This is a genomic window from Micromonospora sp. NBC_01405, from assembly GCF_045040155.1.
Classification (GTDB): Bacteria; Actinomycetota; Actinomycetes; order Mycobacteriales; family Micromonosporaceae; genus Micromonospora.
In genome coordinates, this window is record NZ_CP109532.1 from 1,976,098 (window position 1) to 1,997,818 (window position 21,721).

Genomic DNA, 21,721 nt, shown 5'->3' on the forward strand with positions numbered 1-21,721 from the left:
CACGGGACCTGCCGGCGGCCCGCGGCGGCCCGGTCGTCGGGAACGGGGGGCCCGACGCGCCCGAGGCCGCGCGCCGACAACGGTACGCCGCCCGTAGCCGATCCGCCGCCCGGCTCGGCCCGTACGCCGAGGTCGCTCAGGGCGGCCGAGCCGCCGCATCCTGGCACGTCGGGGGCCGGAACCGTCGTGTCGGTGGTCACCACCGGCCAGGGTGGGCTCCGGTGACCCCCGCCACGGGGCCAGGCTCGGGGCACCCGATCTGCCGGACCCGGCGAGGTGTCAGTCGTGCTTGAGCTACTCACCCACATGGCGTCGCCACTGTGGGCGTACCTGGCGCTGCTCGGGCTGCTGGCGGTCGACGCGTTCGTGCCGGTCATCCCCACCCAGGCGATCATGATCACCGGTGGGGCGCTCACCGTCTACGGCGGGCTGAGCCTCCCGCTGACCATCGGGGTCGGCGCGCTCGGCGTCTTCGTCGGCGACCTGGCCTGCTACCTGATCGGCCGGCGCGCACCGGACCGCCGGCAGGGCCGGCAGGCCGAGCCGAGCCGGGTCCGCCGGATGGCCGGACGGATGACCCAGGGACTGCGCCGGCCCGGTCCGCTGGTGATCCTGCTCTGCCGGTTCGTGCCGGGCGGCCGGATGGCCGCCTGCTTCGCCGCCGGCCGCAGCCGGTACCCGTACCGGCTGTTCCTGACGTACGAGGCGGTGGCGGCGGCCGGCTGGGCCACGTACGGGGCGCTGGTCGGGCACCTGGGCGGGACGGCGCTGACCGAGTCGGCGTGGCAACTGCTGGTGATCGCCGCCGCGGCGGCGGGCGGCTTCGCCGCCGCCGGTTGGGCGATGTCGGCCCTCGGTGCCCGCCGCACCCGCCCCGAGGCCCCGGTCGACTGACCGACGAGCCGAACTGAGGGCGGCTACTCCAGCTCGTGCAGCATGAGCTGGCGGGCGGCCTCCGTGATGGAGCCCGACAGGCTCGGGTAGATGGTGATCGTCTGGGCCAGCTCGTTGACCGTGAGGTTGTTCTCCACCGCCAGGGTGATCGGCAGGATCAGCTCGCTCGCCTTCGGGGCCACCACGACGCCCCCGATCACCTGGCCACTGGCCGGGCGGCAGAACAGCTTGACGAAGCCGTCGGCCAGGTCGTCCATCTTCGCCCGGGCGTTGCCCCCCAACGCCAGCATCACCTCGCGGGCGGGCGTCTTGCCGGCGTCCACCTCGTCCTGGGAGACGCCGACGGTGGCCAGCTCCGGGTCGGTGAAGACGTTCGCCGCGACCGTACGCAGCCGCAGCGGCCGGACCGCCTCGCCGAGCGTGTGCCACATCGCGATCCGGCCCTGCATCGCGGCGACACTGGCCAGCGGCAGCACCCCGGTGCAGTCGCCGGCGGCGTAGATCCCGGGGACGTTGGTTCGGGACACCCGGTCGACGCTGACATAGCCGCCCCGGGCCAGCTCGACGCCGTACTCGTCGAGGCCGAGGCCGGCCGTGTTGGGGATCGACCCGACGGCGATCAGCGCGTGCGAGCCCTGCACCAGCCGGCCGTCGGCCAGTTCCACCTCCACCCCGTCGGCGGTGCGGCGGACGCCCTCGGCGCGGGAGTTGTTGAGGATGGTCATCCCCCGGGAGCGGAAGACCCGCTCGATGGCCATCGCGGCGTCGGCGTCCTCGTGCGGCATCACCCGGTCCCGGCTGGAGACGAGGGTGACCTCGACCCCCATGGCCAGGTACGCGCTGGCGAACTCGGCCCCGGTGACGCCCGAGCCGACCACGATCAGGTGCTCGGGCAGCTCGGGCAGGTCGTAGACCTGCCGCCAGGTCAGGATGCGCTCGCCGTCGGGCACGGCGGTGGGAAGCTGACGCGGAGTGGCCCCGGTGGCGACCAGCACGGTCGACGCGGCGATCGAGTAATCCTCGGCCCCGTCGGCGGGGGTGACGACGATCCGGTGGGTGTGACCGAGCGTGTCCTCGCCGAGCCGGGCGGTGCCGGTCACGAAGGTGACGCCGGCCTTCAGCAGCTTGGCGTGGATGTCGGCCGACTGGTGAAGGGCGAGCCGCTTGACCCGCTCGTGCACCGTCCGGGCGTCGACGGTGACCGCCTCCAGCCCGTCGGAGTGCACCCCGAACTCCTCGGTGTCCCGGTACCCGGTGACCACGGAGGAGCTGGCGATGAAGGTCTTGGACGGGACACAGTCGGACAGCACACAGGCACCGCCGGCCCCGTCGGCCTCCACCACGGTGACATCAGCGTCCAACTGGGCGGCGACCAGGGCCGCCTCGTACCCGGCCGGCCCCCCGCCGATGATCACGATCTGGCTCACAGCTCTCGCCCCTCGTCCATGCTCACGGTGACTTTCTTCTCTCCGACACGTCCGACACGCACCGTCGTATTCTCCCCCGCCCGCCCGTCGGGCTATCGTCATCGCCGTGCGTCACTACGCCGCCTACGGCTCAAACCTGGACCCCGCCCGGATGCGCGCCTACTGTCCGCATTCGCCGATGGTGGGCATCGGCTGGCTGGAAGGCTGGCGACTCACCTTCGCAGGCGAGGGCGTCATCGGCTGGGAGGGCGCGGTCAGCACCATCGTCGAGTCCCCCAGCGACCGGGTGTTCGTGGCGCTCTACGACATCAACCCGTACGACGCCGGCCAGCTCGACGACATCGAGGGGGTGACCTCCGGGACGTACCGCAAGCTGCACGTCCGGGTCTCCACCCTCGACGGGGACGTGACCGCCTGGGTCTACGTCTTCGACGGGTACGAGGGCGGCCTGCCGACGGCGTGGTACCTGTCGGAGATCGCCAACGCCGCCGAGAAGGCGGGCGCGCCCGACGACTACGTCAGCGAGCTGCGGTCCCGCCCCACCGGCACCGCGTCGGCGTAGCGCGTCTACCACGCCCCCCAGTCTGCTCCGGGTGGGTGGCGGCGCGCGGAGCCGCCCCCCGGCGGGCGGCTCCGGTCACACACCGACCGCCGGAACCACCCGCTCGTACATGTCGGTCCACCGCGCCTCGCCCAGCCCCACCGAGCGGTAGAGCGTCGCCGGGGAGGTCGGGTTGGCCAGGTCGACGCCCAGGCCGGCGGACCGCCTGCCCTTGGCGGCGTAGACCGTGAAGGCCCGCCGCAGCAGCGCGGCGCCCACCCCGTGTCGCCGGTACGCCGGCAGCACCGAAAGGGTGCGGACCCACCCCTGGTCCTGCTCCAACGCCTGGTCGGACGACTGCAACGCGCCGGCCGGCACCCCGTCGACCTCGGCGACGAGCCACTCGTCCCAGGTCCTGGCGTACGGGGGCAGTTGCTCCCGCCACTGGTCGTACCCGACCGGCTCGTAGTCCGGGGTGTCCCGGAACGCCGTGTCGAAGATCCGGTGGAACAGGCGCAGGTCGGCCTCGTCCCCGACGTGCAGCGGACGGATCGTCACCCCGGGCGGGCACGGCGGCTCGACGGGCAGGCCCGTCAGTGTCCTGCTCATCCGCACGTACCGCTTCACCTGGGTGAAGCCGGCCTCGGCGAGCTCCGCCACCCACCGGGTCTCCGGCGCGAAGGCGGCGGTGCGGACGGTCAGCGCGGGCAGGCCCCGCTCGGCGGCCCGCTCGGCGACCCGGCCCAGCATCCGGGTGAGCAGGGGGACGCGTGCGGCCTCGGCGCGCACCGGGTCGACGCAGACGTCGACGAACTCCCGGCCCACCCCGGTCGGGTTGTCCACCACGGTCCACCCGACGACCCTCCCGTCGTGGTCGCTGACCAGCCAGGAGTCGAGCGCCGGGTCGACGAAGGGGGCGGTCAGCGCGGCCTCGACGTCCTCGGCGTCGTAGTCGGGGTGGCCGATCGCGAAGGTGTCGGCGGCGTGCACCACCGCAAGGATCGCCGGCACGTCGTCGAGGGTGGGGCGGCGGGCACTCCAGCCAACGGGAAGGGTCATCCGGCGATCCTGGCAGCAGCCCACCGCCCGCCGCCGCCCATTTATCTCCGTTCCGGCCGGCCGGGATTTCGCTGGGTGGGCCGTCCCCGCACCTGCGCGCGGGTGGTGGCCAGCAGGTCCAGCAGTTCGGCGCCCTCGCCGGGGGCGAGGCCGCGAAAGCCCGCCGCGACCAGCCGGTCGGTCACCGCCTCCGCCCACAACCGCCGCCGCACCAGGGGCCCGACCCGGGGGTACGGCGGCGGCCAGCCACAGGCCAGCGCGCCGGCCTCCCCCTCCGGCCCGGCCAGCACCGCCTCCAGCGGGGTCATCCCGCCGGCCCGCACCGCCATCAGGTACGCCCCGGCGAAGTGCTCGCGCAGCAGCAGCAGACCGACGGCGGCTCGGGCGCCCGGGGAGTCCTTCGGCACCGGCATGGCCCGCCAGGCGGCGAACAGCGGCATGCCGCTGGCGTCCGCCGCGGCGACCACCCGGCGCAGCAGCGCGCCCAGCCGGCGCGCCCCGGGCAGGGCGGCGAGATGCTCGTCGCCCCAGCGGCAGCACTCGGCGAGGTTCGCGGCTGCCACCTCCAGCGGACGGATCACCCGCGCGGCGGCGTCCCAGCCGTCGGCGACGGCGTCCGGGGCGATGAAGCCGAGGGCGGCGGCCACCGTCGGGGCCCGGACGTCACCCAGCGCCCCGGCCCGGCCGGTGATGTAGAAGGCCCAGCCGGAGATGCCCAGCAGGCGGGCCCTGCGCAGCGTGCCGGGGCAGCGGGTGAACGTTTCCCCGAGCTCCAGCACGAACGGTTTGCTCGCGGCGGCGACCTGCTCCGGCGTCATCGCAATCAGTCTGCCCCGCCGCCGTCCCCGGCGTCAGTCCCCTCTTCGGCGTCGATCGCCTCGATCGCCCCCTCGACCTCGCCGGTGCGCCGGCGGGCGGCGGTGACAGCCCGTTCCGCCGCCCGCCGGGCCAGTTTCCGCCGGCTCAGCTCCTGCTCGGCCTCGGCCCGCCGCCGTTCCAGCTCGGCCAGCGAGCGCTCGATGTCGGCCAGTTCCTCGGTGCCGTCGTGCTCGGCGTCCGCCGCGCCGGCCAGCTCCGCCTCGGCCCGGCCCTGGTCGGTACGCGCCTTCGCCAGTTCCCGTGCCAGCGCCCGGCGCTGCCGGACCCGCTCGGCCCGGGCGGCGCGTTCCGCTTCCCGCTCGTCGCGTTCCCGCCGGTCCCGGTCCCGATCCCGGTCGGCGGCCCGATCGCGGTCCCGATCGGCGGCCCGGTCCCGGTCGGCGGCCCGGTCCCGGTCGGCGGCTCCATCGCGGTCGGCGGCCCGGTCCGGGGTGGCCGGTGCGGGCTCCGCGTCGTCGGTGACCAGCCGCAGCTGGGGGCGGGGCACCTCGCCAAAGCCGGCGTAGCTGGCGGACCGCAGCAGCCGGCCGGTACGCACCTGCTCAGCGACCGTGGTGTCGGACAGGGCGGCGTTGAGTGTCGCCTCCACCTCGGCCAGGGGCAGCTTCCCGCCCGGCGGGCCACCCTCGGCGTCGGCCGCCAACCGGCGCACCTCGGCCACCAGCGCGGCGACCGCCGCCCGCCGCTGGGCGGAGAGCTCCCGCAGCCGGGGGCCGCGCAGGTCGCGCTGGGCCGCGCGCAGCGCCTCGGCGAGCTGGCCCAGATCGGCGACGAGTTCGGGGCGCCGGATGGCGAGCAGGTTGACCAGCCAGGCGGCCACGGTCGGGCGGCGCAGCCGGGCGATCTCCCTGGCCGTGGCCGGGTCGCCGGCCCGCCGGGCCTCGGCGACGGCCGCGTCCCGGGTGGCGACGAACCGGTCCGGCGGCTCCTCGTAGAGCCGTCGGACCAGGTCCCGAGGGGGCGGCACCGGGTCAGGCGTCCAACCGGCTGCCCGGTTCGAGGCGCTGGTAGTCGGTCTTGGACAGCGCCGTGTACTGACGGTTGAGCACCGCGAGGCCGTTGTCGTTGAGCAGCCCGTCGTGGGCGGCGAAGGCGCGGCGCGGGGCGACCGCGCGGATGAAGTCGAGCACCTCGGAGAACTTCGACCAGGGGGCGTGGATCGGCGCGAAGAGGGTGTCCACCTGGACGTCCTCGGGCACCACGAGGGAGTCGCCGGGATGGTAGACCACGTCGTTGAGCAGGTACCCCAGGTTGTCCACCACCGGAATGTCCGGGTGGATGACGGCGTGCCGCCCGCCGTACGCCCGGACCGGCACGCCGGCCGCGGTGAACGACTGCCCGGGGGCGACCGGGTCCAGCGCCTCGGCCGCGTCGCCGAGGACGCCGGCCAGCGAGGCCGGGCCGTGGACGCGCAACGGCCGGCGGTCGAGCTGCCGGGTGACGGCCGCGACGTCGAGATGGTCGGGGTGCTCGTGGGTGATCAGCACCGCGTCCGCCCCGTCCAGCGCCGCCGGGTCGCTGAACCCGCCCGGGTCGACGACCAGCACCCCGCCGTCGTGCTCGACGCGGATACAGGAGTGGCCGTACTTGGTGAGTTGCATCATGACCCCCTGATTACCAAATCGTGACGTCCCTCAGCGCAGTCTGCCGGAACCCACGGGTCTCCGCGTCACGTCTGACGTAACGCCCGACGGGCCAGGAACAGGGGGAGCGGGAATGGACGGACGCGCACGAGGTGCACTGCTGACCGCGGTGGGGCTGGCAGCCCTGCTGGCGGTGGGTGGGTGCGGTGGTCTCAGCGGTGGGCACAACTCGGAGGACTCGGCCGCATCGGCGCCGGAGAAGGCGGCACCGGGCGGCGCGGCGCCGGCCGAGGCGGGTGGGGCGAAGGCCGGCACCGGTGGTGGTGCGCCGGACCTACGGGTCGACCAGCGGTCGATCATCTACACGGGAAACATCCGGGTGCGGGTGGACGATGTGGACGCCGCCGCCCGGTCCGCCGTCACGGCGGCAACCGCGGTCGGCGGTTTCGTCGGCGGCGACGAACGCAGCAGCACGGGCGACAACGCCCGCGCCGAACTGGAGCTGCGGGTGCCGGCGGCGCGGTTCACCGCCGTGGTGGAGGACCTGGCCAAGCTGGGCCGGCAGGAGCGCCGCTCGATCCGTACGGAGGACGTCACCGAGGAGACCGTCGACCTGGACGCCCGGATCATCACGCAGCGGGCCCGGGTGGAGAGCGGCCGCAAGCTGCTGGCCCGGGCCAGCTCGATCGGCGACCTGGTGACGCTGGAGGGCGAGGTGGCCCGGCGGGAGGCCGACCTCGCCTCGCTGGAGGCGAAGAAGCGCCGGCTGGCCGACCTGACCGCGCTCTCCACCATCACCCTCACCCTGGTCGGGTCGGACGCCGACACCTCCTCCGAGGAGGAGAAGGACGGGACCGGATTCCTGGTGGGGCTGCGCGGCGGCTGGGACGCGTTCGTCGCCTCGCTGGGCGTGCTGCTCACCGTGCTGGGCGCGCTGCTGCCCTTCGCGGTGGCGTTGGGCGTGCCCGTGGCGCTGCTGGTGGCGGTGCTGCGCCGGCGCCGGCGCAGGCCGGCGCCGGTGCTCAGCGAGTCGCCGCCAGTGCCCGTAGCGCGGTCTGCACCATGAGTCGGACGCCGAACGGGATGGCCCGCTCGTCGACGTCGAACGTGGCCCGGTGCAGGTCGACGTTCGGGCCGGCCCGGCCGACGCCGAGGCGTGCCAGCGCGCCGGGGACGTGCTCCAGGTACCAGGAGAAGTCCTCGCCGCCCATGCTCTGCGGGGTCTCCGCCACGCCGTCCGGGCCGAGCGCCGCCACGGTGGCGGCGGTGAGCACCTGGATCGCCCCGGCGTCGTTGCAGACCGGCGGGCGGCCGCGCAGGTACTCCAGGTCGACCGTGGCACCGGTCGGGGCGATGACGTCCCGGACCACCTGAGCGACGATCTTGGGAGCCTGCGCCCAGGTGTCGCGGTCCATCACCCGCAGGGTGCCGGAGGCGCTCGCCTCGGACGGGATGACGTTGTTCCGGGTGCCGGCCAGGGCTTGGCCGAACACCAGCAGCAGCCCGCTGTTGGCCGGCACCCGGCGGGCGACCAGGGCGGGCACCTCGGTGACCAGCCGGCCGAGCGCGTCGACCAGGTCGACGGTCAGGTGCGGGCGGGCGGTGTGCCCGCCCGGTCCGGTGAGCCTGACGGTGACGTTGTCGGCGGCGGCGGTGATCGGGCCGACCCGCAGGCCGATCTTGCCGACCGGCTGGTTGGGGTCGCAGTGCAGGGCGAAGATCTGCACCACGTCGTCCAGCCCGCCGGCCTCGATGACCTCCAGCGAGCCGCAGGGCAGGATCTCCTCGGCCGGTTGGAAGATCAGCCGGACCCGGCCGTCCAGCTCGCCCAGGTCGGCGAGCTGGGCGAGCAGCATGCCGACGCCGAGCATCACGGAGGTGTGCACGTCGTGCCCGCAGGCGTGGCACACGCCGTCCTTGGTGGACCGGTACGGCACATCCTTGACATCGTTGAGCGGCAGCGCGTCGATGTCGGCGCGGAGCGCGACGACGGGGCCGTCGGGGCGGCCGTTGATGTCGCAGATCACGCCGTTGCCCTTCGGCAGCATGCGCGGGGTCAGCCCGGCGAGGGACAGCTCGCGGGCGATCAGGGCGGCGGTCTCGAACTCCTCGCCGGAGAGCTCCGGATGGGAGTGGATGTGCCGGCGGGTGGCGATGAGCCCGGGCACCCTCAGGGCAAGCAGGTGGTCCAGCTCGGCGGGCAGGGGCTGGGACCCGGACGGCGCCTCCGGCGAGTCCGACAACGCCAGCTTGCTGCCGTTCGGCAGTGTCAACGCACTCGTCACGTCGATATCTCGATCACTAGAAATGGATGGATCATCGGGGATGACAGCAGACAGCCTAGACCTCCGACGGTGACGCTGTGCAACTTCATTCCCGTAGCGATCAGATGGCGCAGCGTCACGAAAGCCCTGGTGGAAGGGCTCGACAATCTGCGGGACAGCAGGTAGATCGCGGTCGAACGTCGTCATCTGCCCCACACCTCCTACAACCCGTAACCGAGTCGGCGTTCCGAAATCACCGTCGATCCGGGGCAGCCGTTTCCCAAATTGTCGCATTAGTCGCTTCGGTTACCCGCCACTCGGACAACTAGCCGACCGCACCCGGCGGCGGGGCGACCCGACGGTGACACGACGGGACGCGACGCTCGCGCACATGCTGTCCGTCCCGTTCACCCGGACGGGTTACCCATCGCCCCCGGGCCGCACACGCGGGCCGGGGCGGCCGACAGGGGTCAGAACCGGTCGCTCGGGCGGTACGTCCCCCAGACCTGGCGCAGGATGCCGCAGACCTCGCCCACCGTGGCCCGGGCCCGCAGCGCCTCCTTCATCGGGAAGAGCACGTTCTCCGTGCCCTCGGCGGCGGCGCGCAGCTCGGCGAGGGCCCGCTCGACGGCGCCCCCGTCGCGCTCCGCGCGCAGCGTGGCCAGCCGCTCGGCCTGGGCCGCCTCGATCTCCGGGTCGACCCGCAGCGGCTCGTACGGCTCGTCGGTGTCGATGGTGAACCGGTTGAGCCCGACCACCACCCGCTCACCCGAGTCGACCTCCTGCGCGAACCGGTACGCGGACTGCTCGATCTCCCGCTTCTGGAAGCCCGCCTCGATGGCGTCCACCGCCGAGCCGTGATCGGCCACCCGGTCCATCAGCTCGACCACCGCCGCCTCGATCTCGGCGGTCATCGCCTCCACCACGTACGAGCCGGCGAACGGGTCGACGGTGGCGGTCAGGTCCGTCTCGTACGCCAGCACCTGCTGGGTGCGCAGGGCCAGCCGGGCGGCCTTCTCGGTGGGCAGCGCGATGGCCTCGTCGAAGCTGTTGGTGTGCAGCGACTGGGTGCCACCCAGCACGGCGGCGAGCCCCTGCACCGCCACCCGGACCAGGTTGATCTCGGGCTGCTGGGCGGTGAGCTGCACGCCCGCCGTCTGGGTGTGGAAGCGCAGCATCATCGACTTCGGGTTCTTCGCCCCGAAGTCGTCGCGCATCAGCCGGGCCCAGATCCGCCGGGCGGCGCGGAACTTCGCGACCTCCTCCAGCAGGGTCGTCCGGGCCACGAAGAAGAACGACAGCCGGGGCGCGAAGTCGTCCACGGCCAGCCCGGCGGCCAGCGCGGCCCGGACGTACTCGACGCCGTTGGCCAGGGTGAACGCGATCTCCTGCGCGGGCGTCGCGCCGGCCTCGGCCATGTGGTAGCCGGAGATGGAGATGGTGTTCCACCTCGGCACCTCCTTGCGGCAGTAGGCGAACGTGTCGGCAACCAACCGCAGCGAGGGCTTCGGCGGGAAGATGTACGTCCCCCGGGCGATGTACTCCTTGAGGATGTCGTTCTGGATGGTGCCGTTGAGCGCCGGACCCTCGACCCCGGACTCCTCGGCGACGAGCTGGTAGAGCAGCAGCAGCACCGAGCCCGGCGCGTTGATCGTCATCGAGGTGGAGACCTTGTCCAGCGGGATGCCGGCGAAGAGCAGCCGCATGTCCTCGACGGAGTCGATGGCCACCCCGACCTTGCCCACCTCGCCGTGCGCGATCGGGTCGTCGGAGTCGTACCCCATCTGGGTGGGCAGGTCGAAGGCGACGGAGAGACCCATCGTGCCGGCCCGCAAAAGCTGGTGGTAGCGCGCGTTGGACTCCGTGGCGGTGCCGAAGCCGGCGTACTGGCGCATGGTCCACGGGCGCGACGTGTACATGGTGGGGTAGACCCCGCGGGCGTACGGGAACTCGCCGGGGGCGCCCAGCCGGGAGTCCAGACCCTCGGGCAGGTCATCCGCCGTGTAGAGGCCCTTGATCGGGAAGCCGGACTCGCTTGACCGCCGTTCGCTCATCCCCGGATGGTAGGACGCGCCGACGCAACGACGGGTGAGGGATTCCGCACAGGGGCCCCAACTTTCGGCAACCTCAGGGTGATCGACCGGACACGTACCGTGGAGTTCGGTAAACGTCCGTCGCGTCGGGTTTCGCATCGGGCGTCGGAACCAGCAAGATAGGGGAGTTGTGTCCCAGCCCCCTCGATTTCCCCCGGTGGCTTTTCTGTGACTCAGATCCCGACGTGGAGCGGCGGACCAGTCAGTCCACCCCACGGACGCGCGGCGCCCGGCACCACCATCGGTGGTCGCTACTCGCTCCGGTCCGCGGTGGGCAACGGCGGCATGGGCACGGTCTGGCGTGCCACAGACACCCTGTTGCGGCGCGACGTGGCGGTGAAGGAGGTCATCCTTCCGCCCGGCCTCGCCCCCAGCGACCGCGACGCGATGTACGAGCGGACGCTGCGCGAGGCCCGCGCCGCCGCCGCCATCCAGCACCCTGCCGTGGTCCAGGTGTACGACGTGGTCACCGAAGGTGGCCGCCCCTGGATCGTGATGGAACTGCTGGACGCCCGCAGCCTGGCCGACATGGTGATCGAGGACGGGCCGGTCGCGCCCCGCGCGGTCGCCAAGATCGGTATCGCCCTGCTCGGCGCGCTGGAGGTGGCGCACGCGATCGGCGTGCTGCACCGCGACGTGAAGCCGGCCAACGTGCTGATCTGCACCGACGGCCGGTGCGTGCTGACCGACTTCGGGGTGGCCAAGCTCCCCACCGACGTGCAGCTCACCACCCCCGGGATGGTGCTCGGCTCGCCGCACTTCATCTCCCCCGAGCGGGCCATGGGCCAGGAGTTCGGCCCGCCCAGCGACCTCTTCTCCCTCGGCGTGACGCTGTACACGGCGGTCGAGGGCCGCCCCCCGTTCGACAAGGGCGACCCGATCGAGACCATGCACGCTGTGGTCGAGGATCCGCCCGCCACCCCGCAGCGCAGCGGTCCGCTGACCCGGGTCCTGATGGGCCTGCTGGAGAAGGACCCGGCCCGCCGGCTCGACGTGCACACCTCCCGGGCGATGCTGCGTGAGCTGCTGGCCGGCCCGCTGACCAGCACCGCGACCGCCGTCAACTCGGTCACCGACCCGTACGCGGTGGTGCCGGCGCAGCGGCCGGTGGTCGCCCCGCCACCGCCGCCCAGCCCGGAGCCGAAGCCGAGCGGGCAGATCGGCGGCCGGGCGATGCTCTCCCCCGAGGAGTCGCTGACCGACCGGCTGGCCGCGCTGCGCCGGGGCGAGAAGGCGAAGAAGAAGACCGCCGCCGCCGCGAGCGCCGCCGCGCTGGACGACACCAGCGCCGACGCGCTCGCCGGCCCGCTGCACACCCCCACCGGGGCGATGCCCACGCAGGCGCCGACGTCGCCGGCCGGTCGGACGTACGGCGGATCTTCGGAAGCAACCCAGCGGGTCGACGCGGGCAGCGCGCCGGAGGCCACCCAGCGTGTGACGTACGGCACATCGCCCGACGCCACCCAGCAGGTTCCGTTCGGGCCCCGCCCGGACGCCACCCAGCAGGTCCCGTTCGGCGTCGGGGCGAACGCCACCCAGCGGGTCGGCCAGCCCGACGCCACCCAGGCGGTGCCCGGCTTCGGTGGCCCGCCCGGGGCGACCCAGCGGATGGGCGGGACGTACGGCGGCGGCCAGTGGTCGGTGCCCGGCACCGGCCAGCCGTGGGCCGCCCCGGCCGCCGCGCCCGCCCCGGCCGGCGGCGGTGCCCCCGGCGGGGTCGGCGGCCTCGTCGCCACCGTCAAGGGCTGGCCGCGCAAGGTGCAGCTCGCAGCGGCCGGCGGCCTCGTCGTGCTGCTGCTGGTCGGCGCGGTCGTCCTGTTCGGCGGTGGCGACCCGGACCGGCCGACCACCCCCTCGGCGCAGCCCACCGCCCCCGCCGCCGCGCCGGTGGAGATGCAGGAGCAGTCGGCCCGGGGCGTCACGGTGCAGGTGCCCAAGGGCTGGCAGCGCAACAGCGCCGGCGTGTGGGTCGACTTCGTCGACCCGGAGGACAGCGGCCGCAAGGTTCGCATCCTCTCCGAGGAGTGGGGCGGCACGTCGTCGATGCGCTGGGCCGAGGTCGCCGAGAAGGGCCTGCGGAACAAGCCGACCTCCTGCCCGAAGCCGTACAACCAGGTGTCGATGACCGAGCAGAAGCTGGACGGTCAGGCGGCGGCCGAGTTCGAGTACACCTGCGGCGAGGGCGACGGCATGCGGCACGGCGTGTGGCGCGGGGTGGTGCACGAGGGGAAGGTCTACTCGTTCTACCTCTCCGCCACTGACGCCCGGTTCGCGGAGAGCAAGCCGATCTTCGACCGGATGGTGGAGTCGTTCAAGCTCGGCGGGGCGAACTGAGCCCCACCGGGCCGACCGGAGCGAGGCCGACGGGACGTGGTGATCCGCCGCCTGCTATCAAGAGGCATGGCGGCGGAACCCATTGACCTTGACGACATTCGCGACCGGGCCCGGCGGTGGCTCGACGACGACCCCGACCCGGCCACCCGCGAGGAGCTGCGAGCCGTGCTCGACCGGCTGCCGGCGAGCGCGCCCGAGCTGGCCGACCGGTTCGCCGGGCCGCTGACCTTCGGCACCGCCGGGCTGCGCGGCCCGCTGCGGGCCGGCCCGAACGGGATGAACCTCGCCGTGGTCAGCCAGGCCGCCGCCGGGCTGGTCGGCTGGCTCGCCGCCCAGGGCGCGACCGGCCCGCTGGTCATCGGGTACGACGCCCGGCACGGTTCCCGGGAGTTCGCCGAGCGCACCGCCCAGGTCGCCACCGGCGCGGGCCGTCCGGCACTGCTGCTGCCCCGCCCGCTGCCCACCCCCGTGCTGGCGTACGCGGTGCGGCAGCTCGACGGGGCGGCCGGCGTGATGGTCACGGCCAGCCACAACCCGCCGCAGGACAACGGCTACAAGGTGTACCTGGGCGCCCGGCTCGGCGGCGAACTGGGCGCGGGGGCGCAGATCGTGCCGCCCGCCGACGCCGGGATCGAGGCAGCCATCCGGGCGGTCGGCCCGCTCGCCCAGGTGCCCCTCGGCCCGGCCGGCCAGGTGCTCGGTGACGACCTGGTCGCCTCGTACGTGGACCGGGCCGCCGCCGTGATCGACCCGGCCGGCCCCCGGGACCTGAAGGTGGCCTACACCCCGCTGCACGGGGTGGGCGCGGCGGTGCTGACCGCCGCCTTCGCCCACGCCGGGTTCGGCGTCCCCGGCGTGGTGCCCGATCAGGCGGAGCCCGACCCGGACTTCCCGACCGTGAGCTTCCCCAACCCGGAGGAGCCGGGGGCGGTGGACCGCCTCGTCGCGCTGGCCGAGCGGACCGGCGCGGACCTGGCGATCGCCAACGACCCGGACGCGGACCGCTGCGCGGTGGCCGTCCGCGACGGCGGGCCGGCGAGCGCGAGGAGTGGGCCTGCGGGCCCTCCGGTCACGGCCGAGGAGCAGCCCGGCGGCTGGCGGATGCTGCGCGGCGACGAGGTGGGCGTCCTGCTCGCCGATCACCTGATGCGCCGGGGCGTGCGGGGCCTGTACGCCACCACGATCGTGTCGTCGTCCCTGCTGCGGGCCATGTGCGCCGCCCGGGGCCTGCCGTACGACGAGACGCTGACCGGGTTCAAGTGGATCGTCCGGGCCGGCGGCGGGTCCGCGCCGCTGGTGTTCGGCTACGAGGAGGCGCTGGGCTACTGCGTCGCCCCGGAACACGTACGCGACAAGGACGGCATCACCGCCGCGCTGACCGTCGCCGAGCTGGCCGCCGGCCTCAAGGCGGAGGGGCGCACGCTGACCGACCGGCTGGACGAGCTGGCCGCCGAGTTCGGCGTGCACCACACCGACCAGCTCTCCGTCCGGGTGGACGACCTGCGGGTGATCGCCGACGCGATGGCCCGGGTCCGGGCGGCCACCCCGACCACGCTGCTCGGGCACCCGGTCACCGAGGCGCGGGACCTGCTCCCCGAGGCGGACGTGGTGATCCTGCGCACCGACACGGCCCGGGTGGTGATCCGCCCGTCGGGCACCGAGCCGAAGCTCAAGGCGTACCTGGAGGTCGTGGAGCCGGTCACGGACGGCGACGTGCCGGCGGCCCGCACCCGCGCGGCCACAACCGCAGCCACCCTCCGCACCGAGATCGCCACCACCCTGAACCTCTGACCCACCCCACCACCCCACCAAGTTGATCAACGCCGTTACGCGGGGGTGGGCTTGTTGCACTTACACGGAAAGAGTGGCCTTGCAGCGATTCGAGGCCACTCTTTCCGTGTAAGAGCGCGACCATGCGGGGTGGGGCGGGGTGGGTGGGTGGGGCAGTCGGCCCGGGTCGTTCGTCCCGGCCGGAGGGGTCAGGCGCGCTTGCCGAGGGCGGCGTCGACGGCGGCGCCCAGGGCGATGACGACCAGCGCCACCGACGGGCGGACCACCGAGGCGTCCAGGCCGACCGTGCCGGAGAAGCCGGCGCCGCCGGCGATCTCCTCCAGCCGTACCCGGGCGTCCCGGGCTGCGTCGCCGGTCAGGCCGAGCGCCGGCTCCATCCGGAGCACCGCGACCAGGGTGGCCAGCGCGGCGGTCCGCTCGTCGGGGAGCTGCCCGTCGGCCAGCGCCTCGGCGAGCCGGCGGCGGGTGTCCTCCTCCACGGAGGCGTCCGCCGTCGGGTAGCGGTGCACGTGGATGAAGCCCAGCTCGGTCTCCTCGACGTCGCGCACCGCGCCCCGGGCGACCAGGTCGCCGAGGACCCGGTCGCGCAGGCCGTGGCGCAGCCGCTGCACCCAGGAGGAGGGGGTGTGCGGGGTGTCGGCGGCCATCCGGGCCAGCACCTCGTCGAGGGTCGGCTCGCCCGTTCCGGTGGGGTCGGCGACCACCAGGTTCCCGTCGGCGTACGTGATCCGGCCGGCCAGGGCCAGTTCGATCAGCACGGCGGCGGCCATCCCGAGGTCGAGGCTGATCCGCGGCATGGTCGCCTTGCCGGATTCGTCGTCGTACGCGAGGAGCAGCAACTCTTCGGCAAGCGCAACACCAGTCATGGCCCGAGACGGTAGCGCCTGGGCGCACCCGGCGGGCCCCCCACCCGCCCGGCGTGGCGGGAAGGCCCCCGGTCGATGCCTGAGGGGCGGGAAGGGTGCCCTTCCCGCCCCTCACGAGCGGCACCGGCGCGACCGGCTCGCGAGGTTCGAGGCTCGACCGCCGGACCGCCGTCAGAAGCGGGGCATGCCGCCGAACTGGCGGTCGCCTGCGTCGCCGAGGCCGGGGACGATGAACATCTTGTCGTTGAGGCCCTCGTCGATCGAGGCGGTGACCAGCCGCAGCGGCAGGCCGGACTGCTCCAGCCGCTGGATGCCGACCGGCGCGGCCAGCACGCAGAGCACGGTGATGTCGGTGCAACCCCGGTCGGCCAACAGCCGGCAGCAGTGCTCCAGGGAGCCGCCGGTGGCCACCATCGGGTCCAGGACCAGCACCGGCAGGCCGGCCAGGTCGCGGGGCAGCGACTCCATGTAAGCCCGCGGCTCGTACGTCTCCTCGTCCCGGGCCAGGCCGACGAAGCCCATCGACGACTCGGGCAGCAGGCCGAGCGCCGCGTCGGCCATGCCGAGGCCGGCCCGCAGCACCGGCACCAGCAGCGGCGGGTTGGCCAGCCGGGTGCCCTCGGCACCGGTCACCGGGGTCTGCACCGGGTACTTCTCGACGGGGAAGGAGCGTGCGGCCTCGTACACGAGCATGGTGGTGAGCTCGTGCAGCGCGGCCCGGAACGAAGAGGAGTCGGTGCGGGCGTCCCGCATGGCGGTCAGCCGCGACTGGGCGAGCGGGTGGTCAATGACGTGTACGTCCACGATCACTCAACCTACCGAACGTTCGGATCCCGCAGTGCGGGAGCGGGCGCGGCAGCGACCCGGCTCACCCCGGGCGGCAGCCCGACGACGCTGCGGCAGCCCGACGAATCGGCGGCGCCCGCGGCGGCGCACCGTGATCAGTGTCACTACGCGAGTGGATGCGTAGACTCCCCGGCATGACGGCGACAGCGACGTCGGCCCGGTCGGATCTCTCCGGGCTGGGACGATCCGAGACCGCTCTGCGGACCTTCCTGCACGGCCTGCCCGGCGTGGACCAGGTGGGCGCGGAGCAGCGGGCGGCACAGCTCGGCACCCGCTCCATCAAGACCACGGCCAAGGCGCAGGCGATCGACCTGGCCATCCGGATGGTCGACCTGACCACCCTGGAGGGGGCGGACACCCCCGGCAAGGTACGGGCGCTCGCGGCCAAGGCGCTGCGCCCCGACCCGGCCGACCCGTCCTGCCCGCACGTCGGCGCGGTCTGCGTCTACCCGGCGATGGTCCCGCACGTGGCCGAGGTGCTGGCCGGCAGCGGCGTGCACCTGGCCAGTGTGGCGACCGCGTTCCCCTCCGGGCAGGCGCCGCTGGAGGTCAAGCTCGCCGACACCCGGGCCGCCGTGGCGGCCGGCGCCGACGAGATCGACATGGTGATCAACCGGGGCGCCTTCCTGGCCGGGCGCTTCAAGGAGGTCTACGACGAGATCGTGGCCACCAAGGACGCCTGCGGGGACGCCCACCTCAAGGTGATCCTGGAGACCGGCGAGCTGGCCACGTACGACAACGTGCGGCGGGCCTCCTGGCTGGCCATGCTGGCCGGCGGCGACTTCATCAAGACCTCCACCGGCAAGGTCCCGGTCGCCGCCACCCTGCCGGTGACCCTGGTGATGCTGGAGGCGGTCCGCGACTTCCGCGACGCCACCGGGCGGCAGGTCGGTGTGAAGCCGGCCGGCGGGATCAAGAACACCAAGGACGCGATCAAGTACCTGGTCATGGTCAACGAGACCGTCGGCGCGGACTGGCTCGACCCGGACTGGTTCCGGTTCGGCGCGTCCAGCCTGCTCAACGACCTGCTCATGCAGCGCACCAAGCTGACGACCGGCGTCTACTCCGGTCCCGACTACTTCACCCTGGACTGAGAGTGATGTTCGAATACGCACCCGCTCCCGAGTCCCGCTCGGTGGTGGACCTCAAGCCCTCGTACGGGCTCTTCGTCGACGGGAAGTTCGTCGACCCCACCGACGGCGGCGCCTTCAAGTCGGTCAACCCCGCCTCCGAGGAGGTGCTCGCCGAGGTCGCCGAGGCCGGGAGCGAGGACGTGGACCGCGCGGTCCGCGCCGCCCGCAAGGCGTACGAGAAGGTGTGGGGCCCGATGGCGGGCCGGGACCGGGCCAAGTACCTGTTCCGGATCGCCCGGATCATCCAGGAGCGCTCCCGCGAGCTGGCCGTGCTGGAGTCGATGGACAACGGCAAGCCGATCAAGGAATCCCGGGACGTCGACCTGCCGCTGGTCGCCGCGCACTTCTTCTACTACGCCGGCTGGGCCGACAAGCTGCCGCACGCCGGCTTCGGCGCGGACCCGCAGCCGCTCGGCGTGGCCGCCCAGGTCATCCCGTGGAACTTCCCGCTGCTCATGCTGGCGTGGAAGATCGCCCCGGCGCTGGCGGCCGGCAACACGGTGGTGCTCAAGCCCGCCGAGACCACCCCGCTGACCGCGCTGCTGTTCGCCGAGATCTGCCAGCAGGCCGACCTGCCGGCCGGCGTGGTCAACATCGTCACCGGCGCCGGCGACACCGGCCGGACGCTGGTTGAGCACCCGGGCGTGGACAAGGTCGCCTTCACCGGCTCCACCGACGTCGGCCGGGCCATCGCCCGGTCGGTCGCCGGCACCCGCAAGAAGCTCACCCTGGAGCTGGGCGGCAAGGCGGCGAACATCGTCTTCGACGACGCCCCGATCGACCAGGCGGTCGAGGGGATCGTCAACGGCATCTTCTTCAACCAGGGGCACGTCTGCTGCGCCGGCTCCCGGCTGCTGGTCCAGGAGTCCGTCGCCGAGCAGGTGCTGGAGTCGCTCAAGCGGCGGATGGCCCGGCTGCGGGTCGGCGACCCGCTGGACAAGAACACCGACATCGGGGCGATCAACTCGGCCGCCCAGCTCGCCCGCATCCGCGAGCTGTCCGACGCCGGCTCCGCCGAGGGGGCCGAGCGCTGGTCGCCGCCGTGTGAACTGCCCGAGCGCGGCTTCTGGTTCGCGCCGACGATCTTCACCGGGGTCACCCAGGCGCACCGGATCGCCCGGGAGGAGATCTTCGGCCCGGTGCTGTCCGTGCTGACCTTCCGCACCCCGGCCGAGGCCGTCGAGAAGGCCAACAACACGCCGTACGGGCTGTCGGCCGGGATCTGGACCGACAAGGGCTCCCGGATCCTGTGGATGGCCGACCGGCTGCGCGCCGGGGTGGTCTGGGCCAACACGTTCAACAAGTTCGACCCCACCTCGCCGTTCGGCGGGTACAAGGAGTCGGGCTACGGTCGCGAGGGCGGCCGGCACGGGCTGGAGGGCTACCTCAATGTCTGAGCGGGTCGCGGTACGCAAGACGTACAAGCTCTTCATCGGCGGGAAGTTCCCGCGCAGCGAGTCGGGACGGTCGTATCTCGTGCAATCCGCGAACGTGTCCCTTGCTTCTCGCAAGGACGCCCGGGACGCCGTCGTCGCCGCCCGCGCGGCCGTGAAGGGCTGGGCCGGGGCTACCGCGTACAACCGGGGGCAGATCCTCTACCGGGTCGCCGAGATGCTGGAGGGCCGCCGCGAGCAGTTCGTCGGGCTCGGTGTGCCGGCCGACGAGGTCGACGCGGCGATCGACCGCTGGGTCTGGTACGCCGGTTGGTCCGACAAGCTCCCCCAGGTGTACGGCGGCGCGAACCCCGTCGCCGGCCCGTACTTCAACCTGTCTGCGCCCGAGCCCACCGGCGTGGTGGCGGTGGTGGCCCCCGAGCAGCCGGCGCTGCTCGGCCTGGTCAGCGTGATCGCCCCGGCGATCGTCACCGGCAACACGGTGGTGGTGGCCGCCTCCCCGGCGCAGCCGCTGGCGGCGGTGACCCTGGCCGAGGTGCTGGCCACCTCCGACCTGCCCGGCGGGGTGGTCAACATCCTCACCGGGAAGATCACCGAGACCGCGCCGGCGCTCGCCGGCCACATGGACGTCAACGCGATCGACCTGACCGGGGTGAGCGACCCCTCGCTCGCCACCGAGCTGGAGGTGAAGGCGGCGGAGAACCTGAAGCGGGTGCTCCGGCCGGCCCCGGCCGACCACGACTGGTCCGCCGACCCCGGCATCACCCGGATGACCACTCTGCTGGAGACGAAGACGGTCTGGCACCCCAAGGGCGTCTGACCCCACCCACCCCGCTGGCCGGCGTCCCCTCCTAAGGGGACGCCGGCCAGCGCTGCCTCACCACCCACCCCACCCACGAGCCCACGAGCCCACGAGCCCACGAGCCCACGAGCCCACGAGCCCGCGACAGTTTCTGGGAATGAGTGGCCTTCCGGCGCGGCAAGGCCACTCATTCCCAGAAACTGTGGCGATCTTGCGGGGCGCGGCGCGCAGGCGGGGTGGCGGGGCGGGGTGGGGGCGTGGCGCGGGGTGGGGGCGTGGGGTGGGGCAGCAGAGGGCTGCGGGGCGGTGAGGGTCTACTACGGGGGGTAGGATTGATCGGTGACGCGGCTTGGGGATCTTGAACGTGCGGTGATGGATGTGCTGTGGGACACCGTCCCGGGCACGTCGGACGGGGTGACCGTGCGTGAGGTCGCCGACGCGCTCGACGGGCGCGAGTTGGCGTACACGACAGTGATGACCGTGCTGGACCGACTCGCGGGCAAGGGCATGGTGCGGCGCCAGCGGGAGGGGCGGGCCTGGCGGTACCGGACCGCGGCCAGCCGCGAGGCGTACATCGCCCAGCTCATGCTCGACGCGCTGGACCTCGGTGGCAGCCGGGACGCCGCGCTGGTGCGCTTCGCCCGCTCGGTCACCGGGACCGAGGCCGACGTGCTGCGGGCCGCCCTGGGCGCCGAGGCCGCCGGGTCGCTGACCGATCGGGTCGAGGATCCGCGTACGGACCGGGCCGGGCAGCCCGCCCTGGCCGACGAGGCCACGGACCGGTAGGGCGCCGTCATGGCGTACGCCGCGCACTTCGCCGCGACGGTCCTGGCCTGTTACCTGACCGCCCAGGTCCTCGCGGCCTCCACCTGGACGTGGCGCAGCCCCCGGGTGGCGATCGTCTGCTGGCAGGCGGTCGGGCTCGCACTCGGCCTCTCCGCGATGGGCCTGCCCATGGCGCTCGGGCTGACCGCGTACGACCGGCCGACGGGCGGCGCGCTGCTCGCCCTCGGCTCCGACCTGACCCACGGCACCCTCCCCGCCGGGATGGGCGCGATCCACCTCGGGCTGGTCGGCGTCGGCTTCGGCATCGGGGCGGTGCTGCTCGGCACGACGGTACGCAGCCTGCACGCGGCCGTCCGCGCCCAGCGCCGGCACCGGGACCTGTTGACCCTGGTCGCCCGCCGGGACCCCGAGGTGCCGGGGGCGCTGGTGCTGGACCATCCGGGCGCGGCGGCGTACTGCCTGCCGGGGGTGCGGCCCCGGGTGGTGGTCAGCGTCGGAACGCTCAGCATGCTCGACCGGGCCGAGCTGGAGGCGGTGCTCACCCACGAGCGGGCGCACGCGCAGGAGCGGCACGACCTCGTGTTGCTGCCGTTCACGGCGCTGTGTCGGGCGCTGCCCTGGTTCCGCTGGGTGCGGGACGCTCACGAGCGGGTCGCGCTGCTGGTCGAGATGCGCGCCGACGACAAGGCCCGGGAGCTGCACGCCGAGGCGCCTCTCGCGGGCGCGCTACGGCGGTTCGCCGAGGCCGGCCACCGGGTCACCCCGGCCGGCGCGCTCGGCATGGGCGAGGGGGACCTGGACGTCCGGGTCCAGCGGCTGCTGATCGTCGACCGGCCGCCCCGGCTGATCGGGGCCACCGCGCTGGCGGTGGCGGCCACCCTGGTCACGCTGCCGATCTCCCTCTTCCTGAGCTGACGGCCCACCGGACTGACGCCGGTTGATCCGACCGCCGCCGCACACCCCCTTAATAGGTAGGCGGTCTACGTGTAGGCTCTCTACCAAAAGCGAGCCTACCCCCGGAGAGCGGCC

Annotated in this window: 19 protein-coding genes; 10 read left to right on the plus strand and 9 right to left on the minus strand. The window is 73.6% G+C overall.

All coding sequences use genetic code 11. The features are described 5' to 3' along the window. Positions 1-285: 285 nt before the first annotated feature. A complete protein-coding gene (locus OG559_RS07675; protein WP_405113800.1) occupies positions 286-894 on the plus strand; it encodes a DedA family protein in 609 nt (202 codons plus the stop codon). 23 nt (positions 895-917) lie between these two features. Here OG559_RS07675 and OG559_RS07680 read toward each other — a convergent pair whose 3' ends face one another. Further along, positions 918-2,321: an NAD(P)H-quinone dehydrogenase gene (locus OG559_RS07680; RefSeq protein ID WP_405113802.1), complete on the minus strand. Its 1,404-nt coding sequence runs from the start codon at positions 2,319-2,321 to the stop codon at positions 918-920. Positions 2,322-2,427: 106 nt separating this feature from the next. Here OG559_RS07680 and OG559_RS07685 point away from each other — a divergent pair, with 106 nt between their 5' ends. Beyond that, a complete protein-coding gene (locus OG559_RS07685; RefSeq protein WP_405113804.1) occupies positions 2,428-2,883 on the plus strand; it encodes a gamma-glutamylcyclotransferase in 456 nt (151 codons plus the stop codon). A gap of 75 nt (positions 2,884-2,958) precedes the next feature. On the opposite strand, the gene OG559_RS07690 is transcribed toward OG559_RS07685, so the two are convergent. From OG559_RS07690 to OG559_RS07705, 4 genes are read right to left on the minus strand one after another with little or no spacing between them, the layout of a single operon-like run. After that, positions 2,959-3,921 (minus strand): GNAT family N-acetyltransferase, encoded by a 963-nt coding sequence (locus tag OG559_RS07690; RefSeq protein WP_405113806.1) that lies wholly within the window; start codon positions 3,919-3,921, stop codon positions 2,959-2,961. Between the two features lie 41 nt (positions 3,922-3,962). Continuing rightward, positions 3,963-4,739 (minus strand): SCO6745 family protein, encoded by a 777-nt coding sequence (locus OG559_RS07695; RefSeq protein ID WP_405113808.1) that lies wholly within the window; start codon positions 4,737-4,739, stop codon positions 3,963-3,965. A gap of 5 nt (positions 4,740-4,744) precedes the next feature. Then, positions 4,745-5,767, minus strand: a complete 1,023-nt coding sequence (locus tag OG559_RS07700) for a hypothetical protein (RefSeq protein ID WP_405113810.1) — start codon at positions 5,765-5,767, stop codon at positions 4,745-4,747. A gap of 4 nt (positions 5,768-5,771) precedes the next feature. Further along, complete coding sequence (locus OG559_RS07705; RefSeq protein ID WP_405116468.1) at positions 5,772-6,401, minus strand: MBL fold metallo-hydrolase; 630 nt, start codon at positions 6,399-6,401, stop codon at positions 5,772-5,774. Between the two features lie 115 nt (positions 6,402-6,516). On the opposite strand from OG559_RS07705, the gene OG559_RS07710 reads away from it, so the two are divergent. Next, positions 6,517-7,449, plus strand: coding sequence for a DUF4349 domain-containing protein (locus OG559_RS07710; RefSeq protein WP_405113812.1), 933 nt, complete (start codon positions 6,517-6,519; stop codon positions 7,447-7,449). On the opposite strand, the gene OG559_RS07715 is transcribed toward OG559_RS07710, so the two are convergent. Beyond that, entirely contained in the window at positions 7,406-8,668 is a 1,263-nt protein-coding gene (locus OG559_RS07715; RefSeq protein WP_405113814.1) for an amidohydrolase, read from the minus strand. The two genes, OG559_RS07710 and OG559_RS07715, sit on opposite strands and share 44 nt — an antisense overlap. A 449-nt stretch (positions 8,669-9,117) precedes the next feature. Continuing rightward, positions 9,118-10,701, minus strand: coding sequence for a methylmalonyl-CoA mutase (locus tag OG559_RS07720; RefSeq protein WP_405113815.1), 1,584 nt, complete (start codon positions 10,699-10,701; stop codon positions 9,118-9,120). 207 nt (positions 10,702-10,908) lie between these two features. On the opposite strand from OG559_RS07720, the gene OG559_RS07725 reads away from it, so the two are divergent. Next, on the plus strand, positions 10,909-13,074 hold the full coding sequence (locus tag OG559_RS07725) for a serine/threonine-protein kinase (protein ID WP_405113818.1): 2,166 nt from the start codon (positions 10,909-10,911) through the stop codon (positions 13,072-13,074). A gap of 66 nt (positions 13,075-13,140) precedes the next feature. Beyond that, a complete protein-coding gene (locus tag OG559_RS07730; protein ID WP_405113820.1) occupies positions 13,141-14,865 on the plus strand; it encodes a phospho-sugar mutase in 1,725 nt (574 codons plus the stop codon). A 188-nt stretch (positions 14,866-15,053) separates the two neighbouring features. Here OG559_RS07730 and OG559_RS07735 read toward each other — a convergent pair whose 3' ends face one another. Both OG559_RS07735 and upp read right to left on the minus strand, forming a co-directional pair. Beyond that, complete coding sequence (locus OG559_RS07735) at positions 15,054-15,731, minus strand: GPP34 family phosphoprotein (protein WP_405113822.1); 678 nt, start codon at positions 15,729-15,731, stop codon at positions 15,054-15,056. A 171-nt stretch (positions 15,732-15,902) separates the two neighbouring features. Further along, the gene (upp, locus tag OG559_RS07740) at positions 15,903-16,535 is read right to left on the minus strand and encodes a uracil phosphoribosyltransferase (protein WP_161686960.1); all 633 of its coding nucleotides are present in this window, start codon (positions 16,533-16,535) and stop codon (positions 15,903-15,905) included. 176 nt (positions 16,536-16,711) lie between these two features. Here upp and deoC point away from each other — a divergent pair, with 176 nt between their 5' ends. The 5 genes from deoC (at position 16,712) to OG559_RS07765 (ending at position 21,607) form a co-directional block, all read left to right on the plus strand. Next, positions 16,712-17,671: a deoxyribose-phosphate aldolase gene (gene deoC, locus OG559_RS07745; RefSeq protein WP_405113824.1), complete on the plus strand. Its 960-nt coding sequence runs from the start codon at positions 16,712-16,714 to the stop codon at positions 17,669-17,671. A 5-nt stretch (positions 17,672-17,676) separates the two neighbouring features. Continuing rightward, entirely contained in the window at positions 17,677-19,107 is a 1,431-nt protein-coding gene (locus OG559_RS07750) for an aldehyde dehydrogenase family protein (protein ID WP_405116470.1), read from the plus strand. After that, on the plus strand, positions 19,100-19,924 hold the full coding sequence (locus OG559_RS07755) for an aldehyde dehydrogenase family protein (protein ID WP_405113826.1): 825 nt from the start codon (positions 19,100-19,102) through the stop codon (positions 19,922-19,924). Before OG559_RS07750 ends, OG559_RS07755 begins: the two co-directional genes overlap by 8 nt. A 321-nt stretch (positions 19,925-20,245) precedes the next feature. Beyond that, the gene (locus OG559_RS07760; RefSeq protein WP_405113828.1) at positions 20,246-20,692 is read left to right on the plus strand and encodes a BlaI/MecI/CopY family transcriptional regulator; all 447 of its coding nucleotides are present in this window, start codon (positions 20,246-20,248) and stop codon (positions 20,690-20,692) included. Positions 20,693-20,701: 9 nt separating this feature from the next. Next, positions 20,702-21,607 (plus strand): M56 family metallopeptidase, encoded by a 906-nt coding sequence (locus OG559_RS07765; protein ID WP_405113830.1) that lies wholly within the window; start codon positions 20,702-20,704, stop codon positions 21,605-21,607. Positions 21,608-21,721 lie beyond the last annotated feature (114 nt).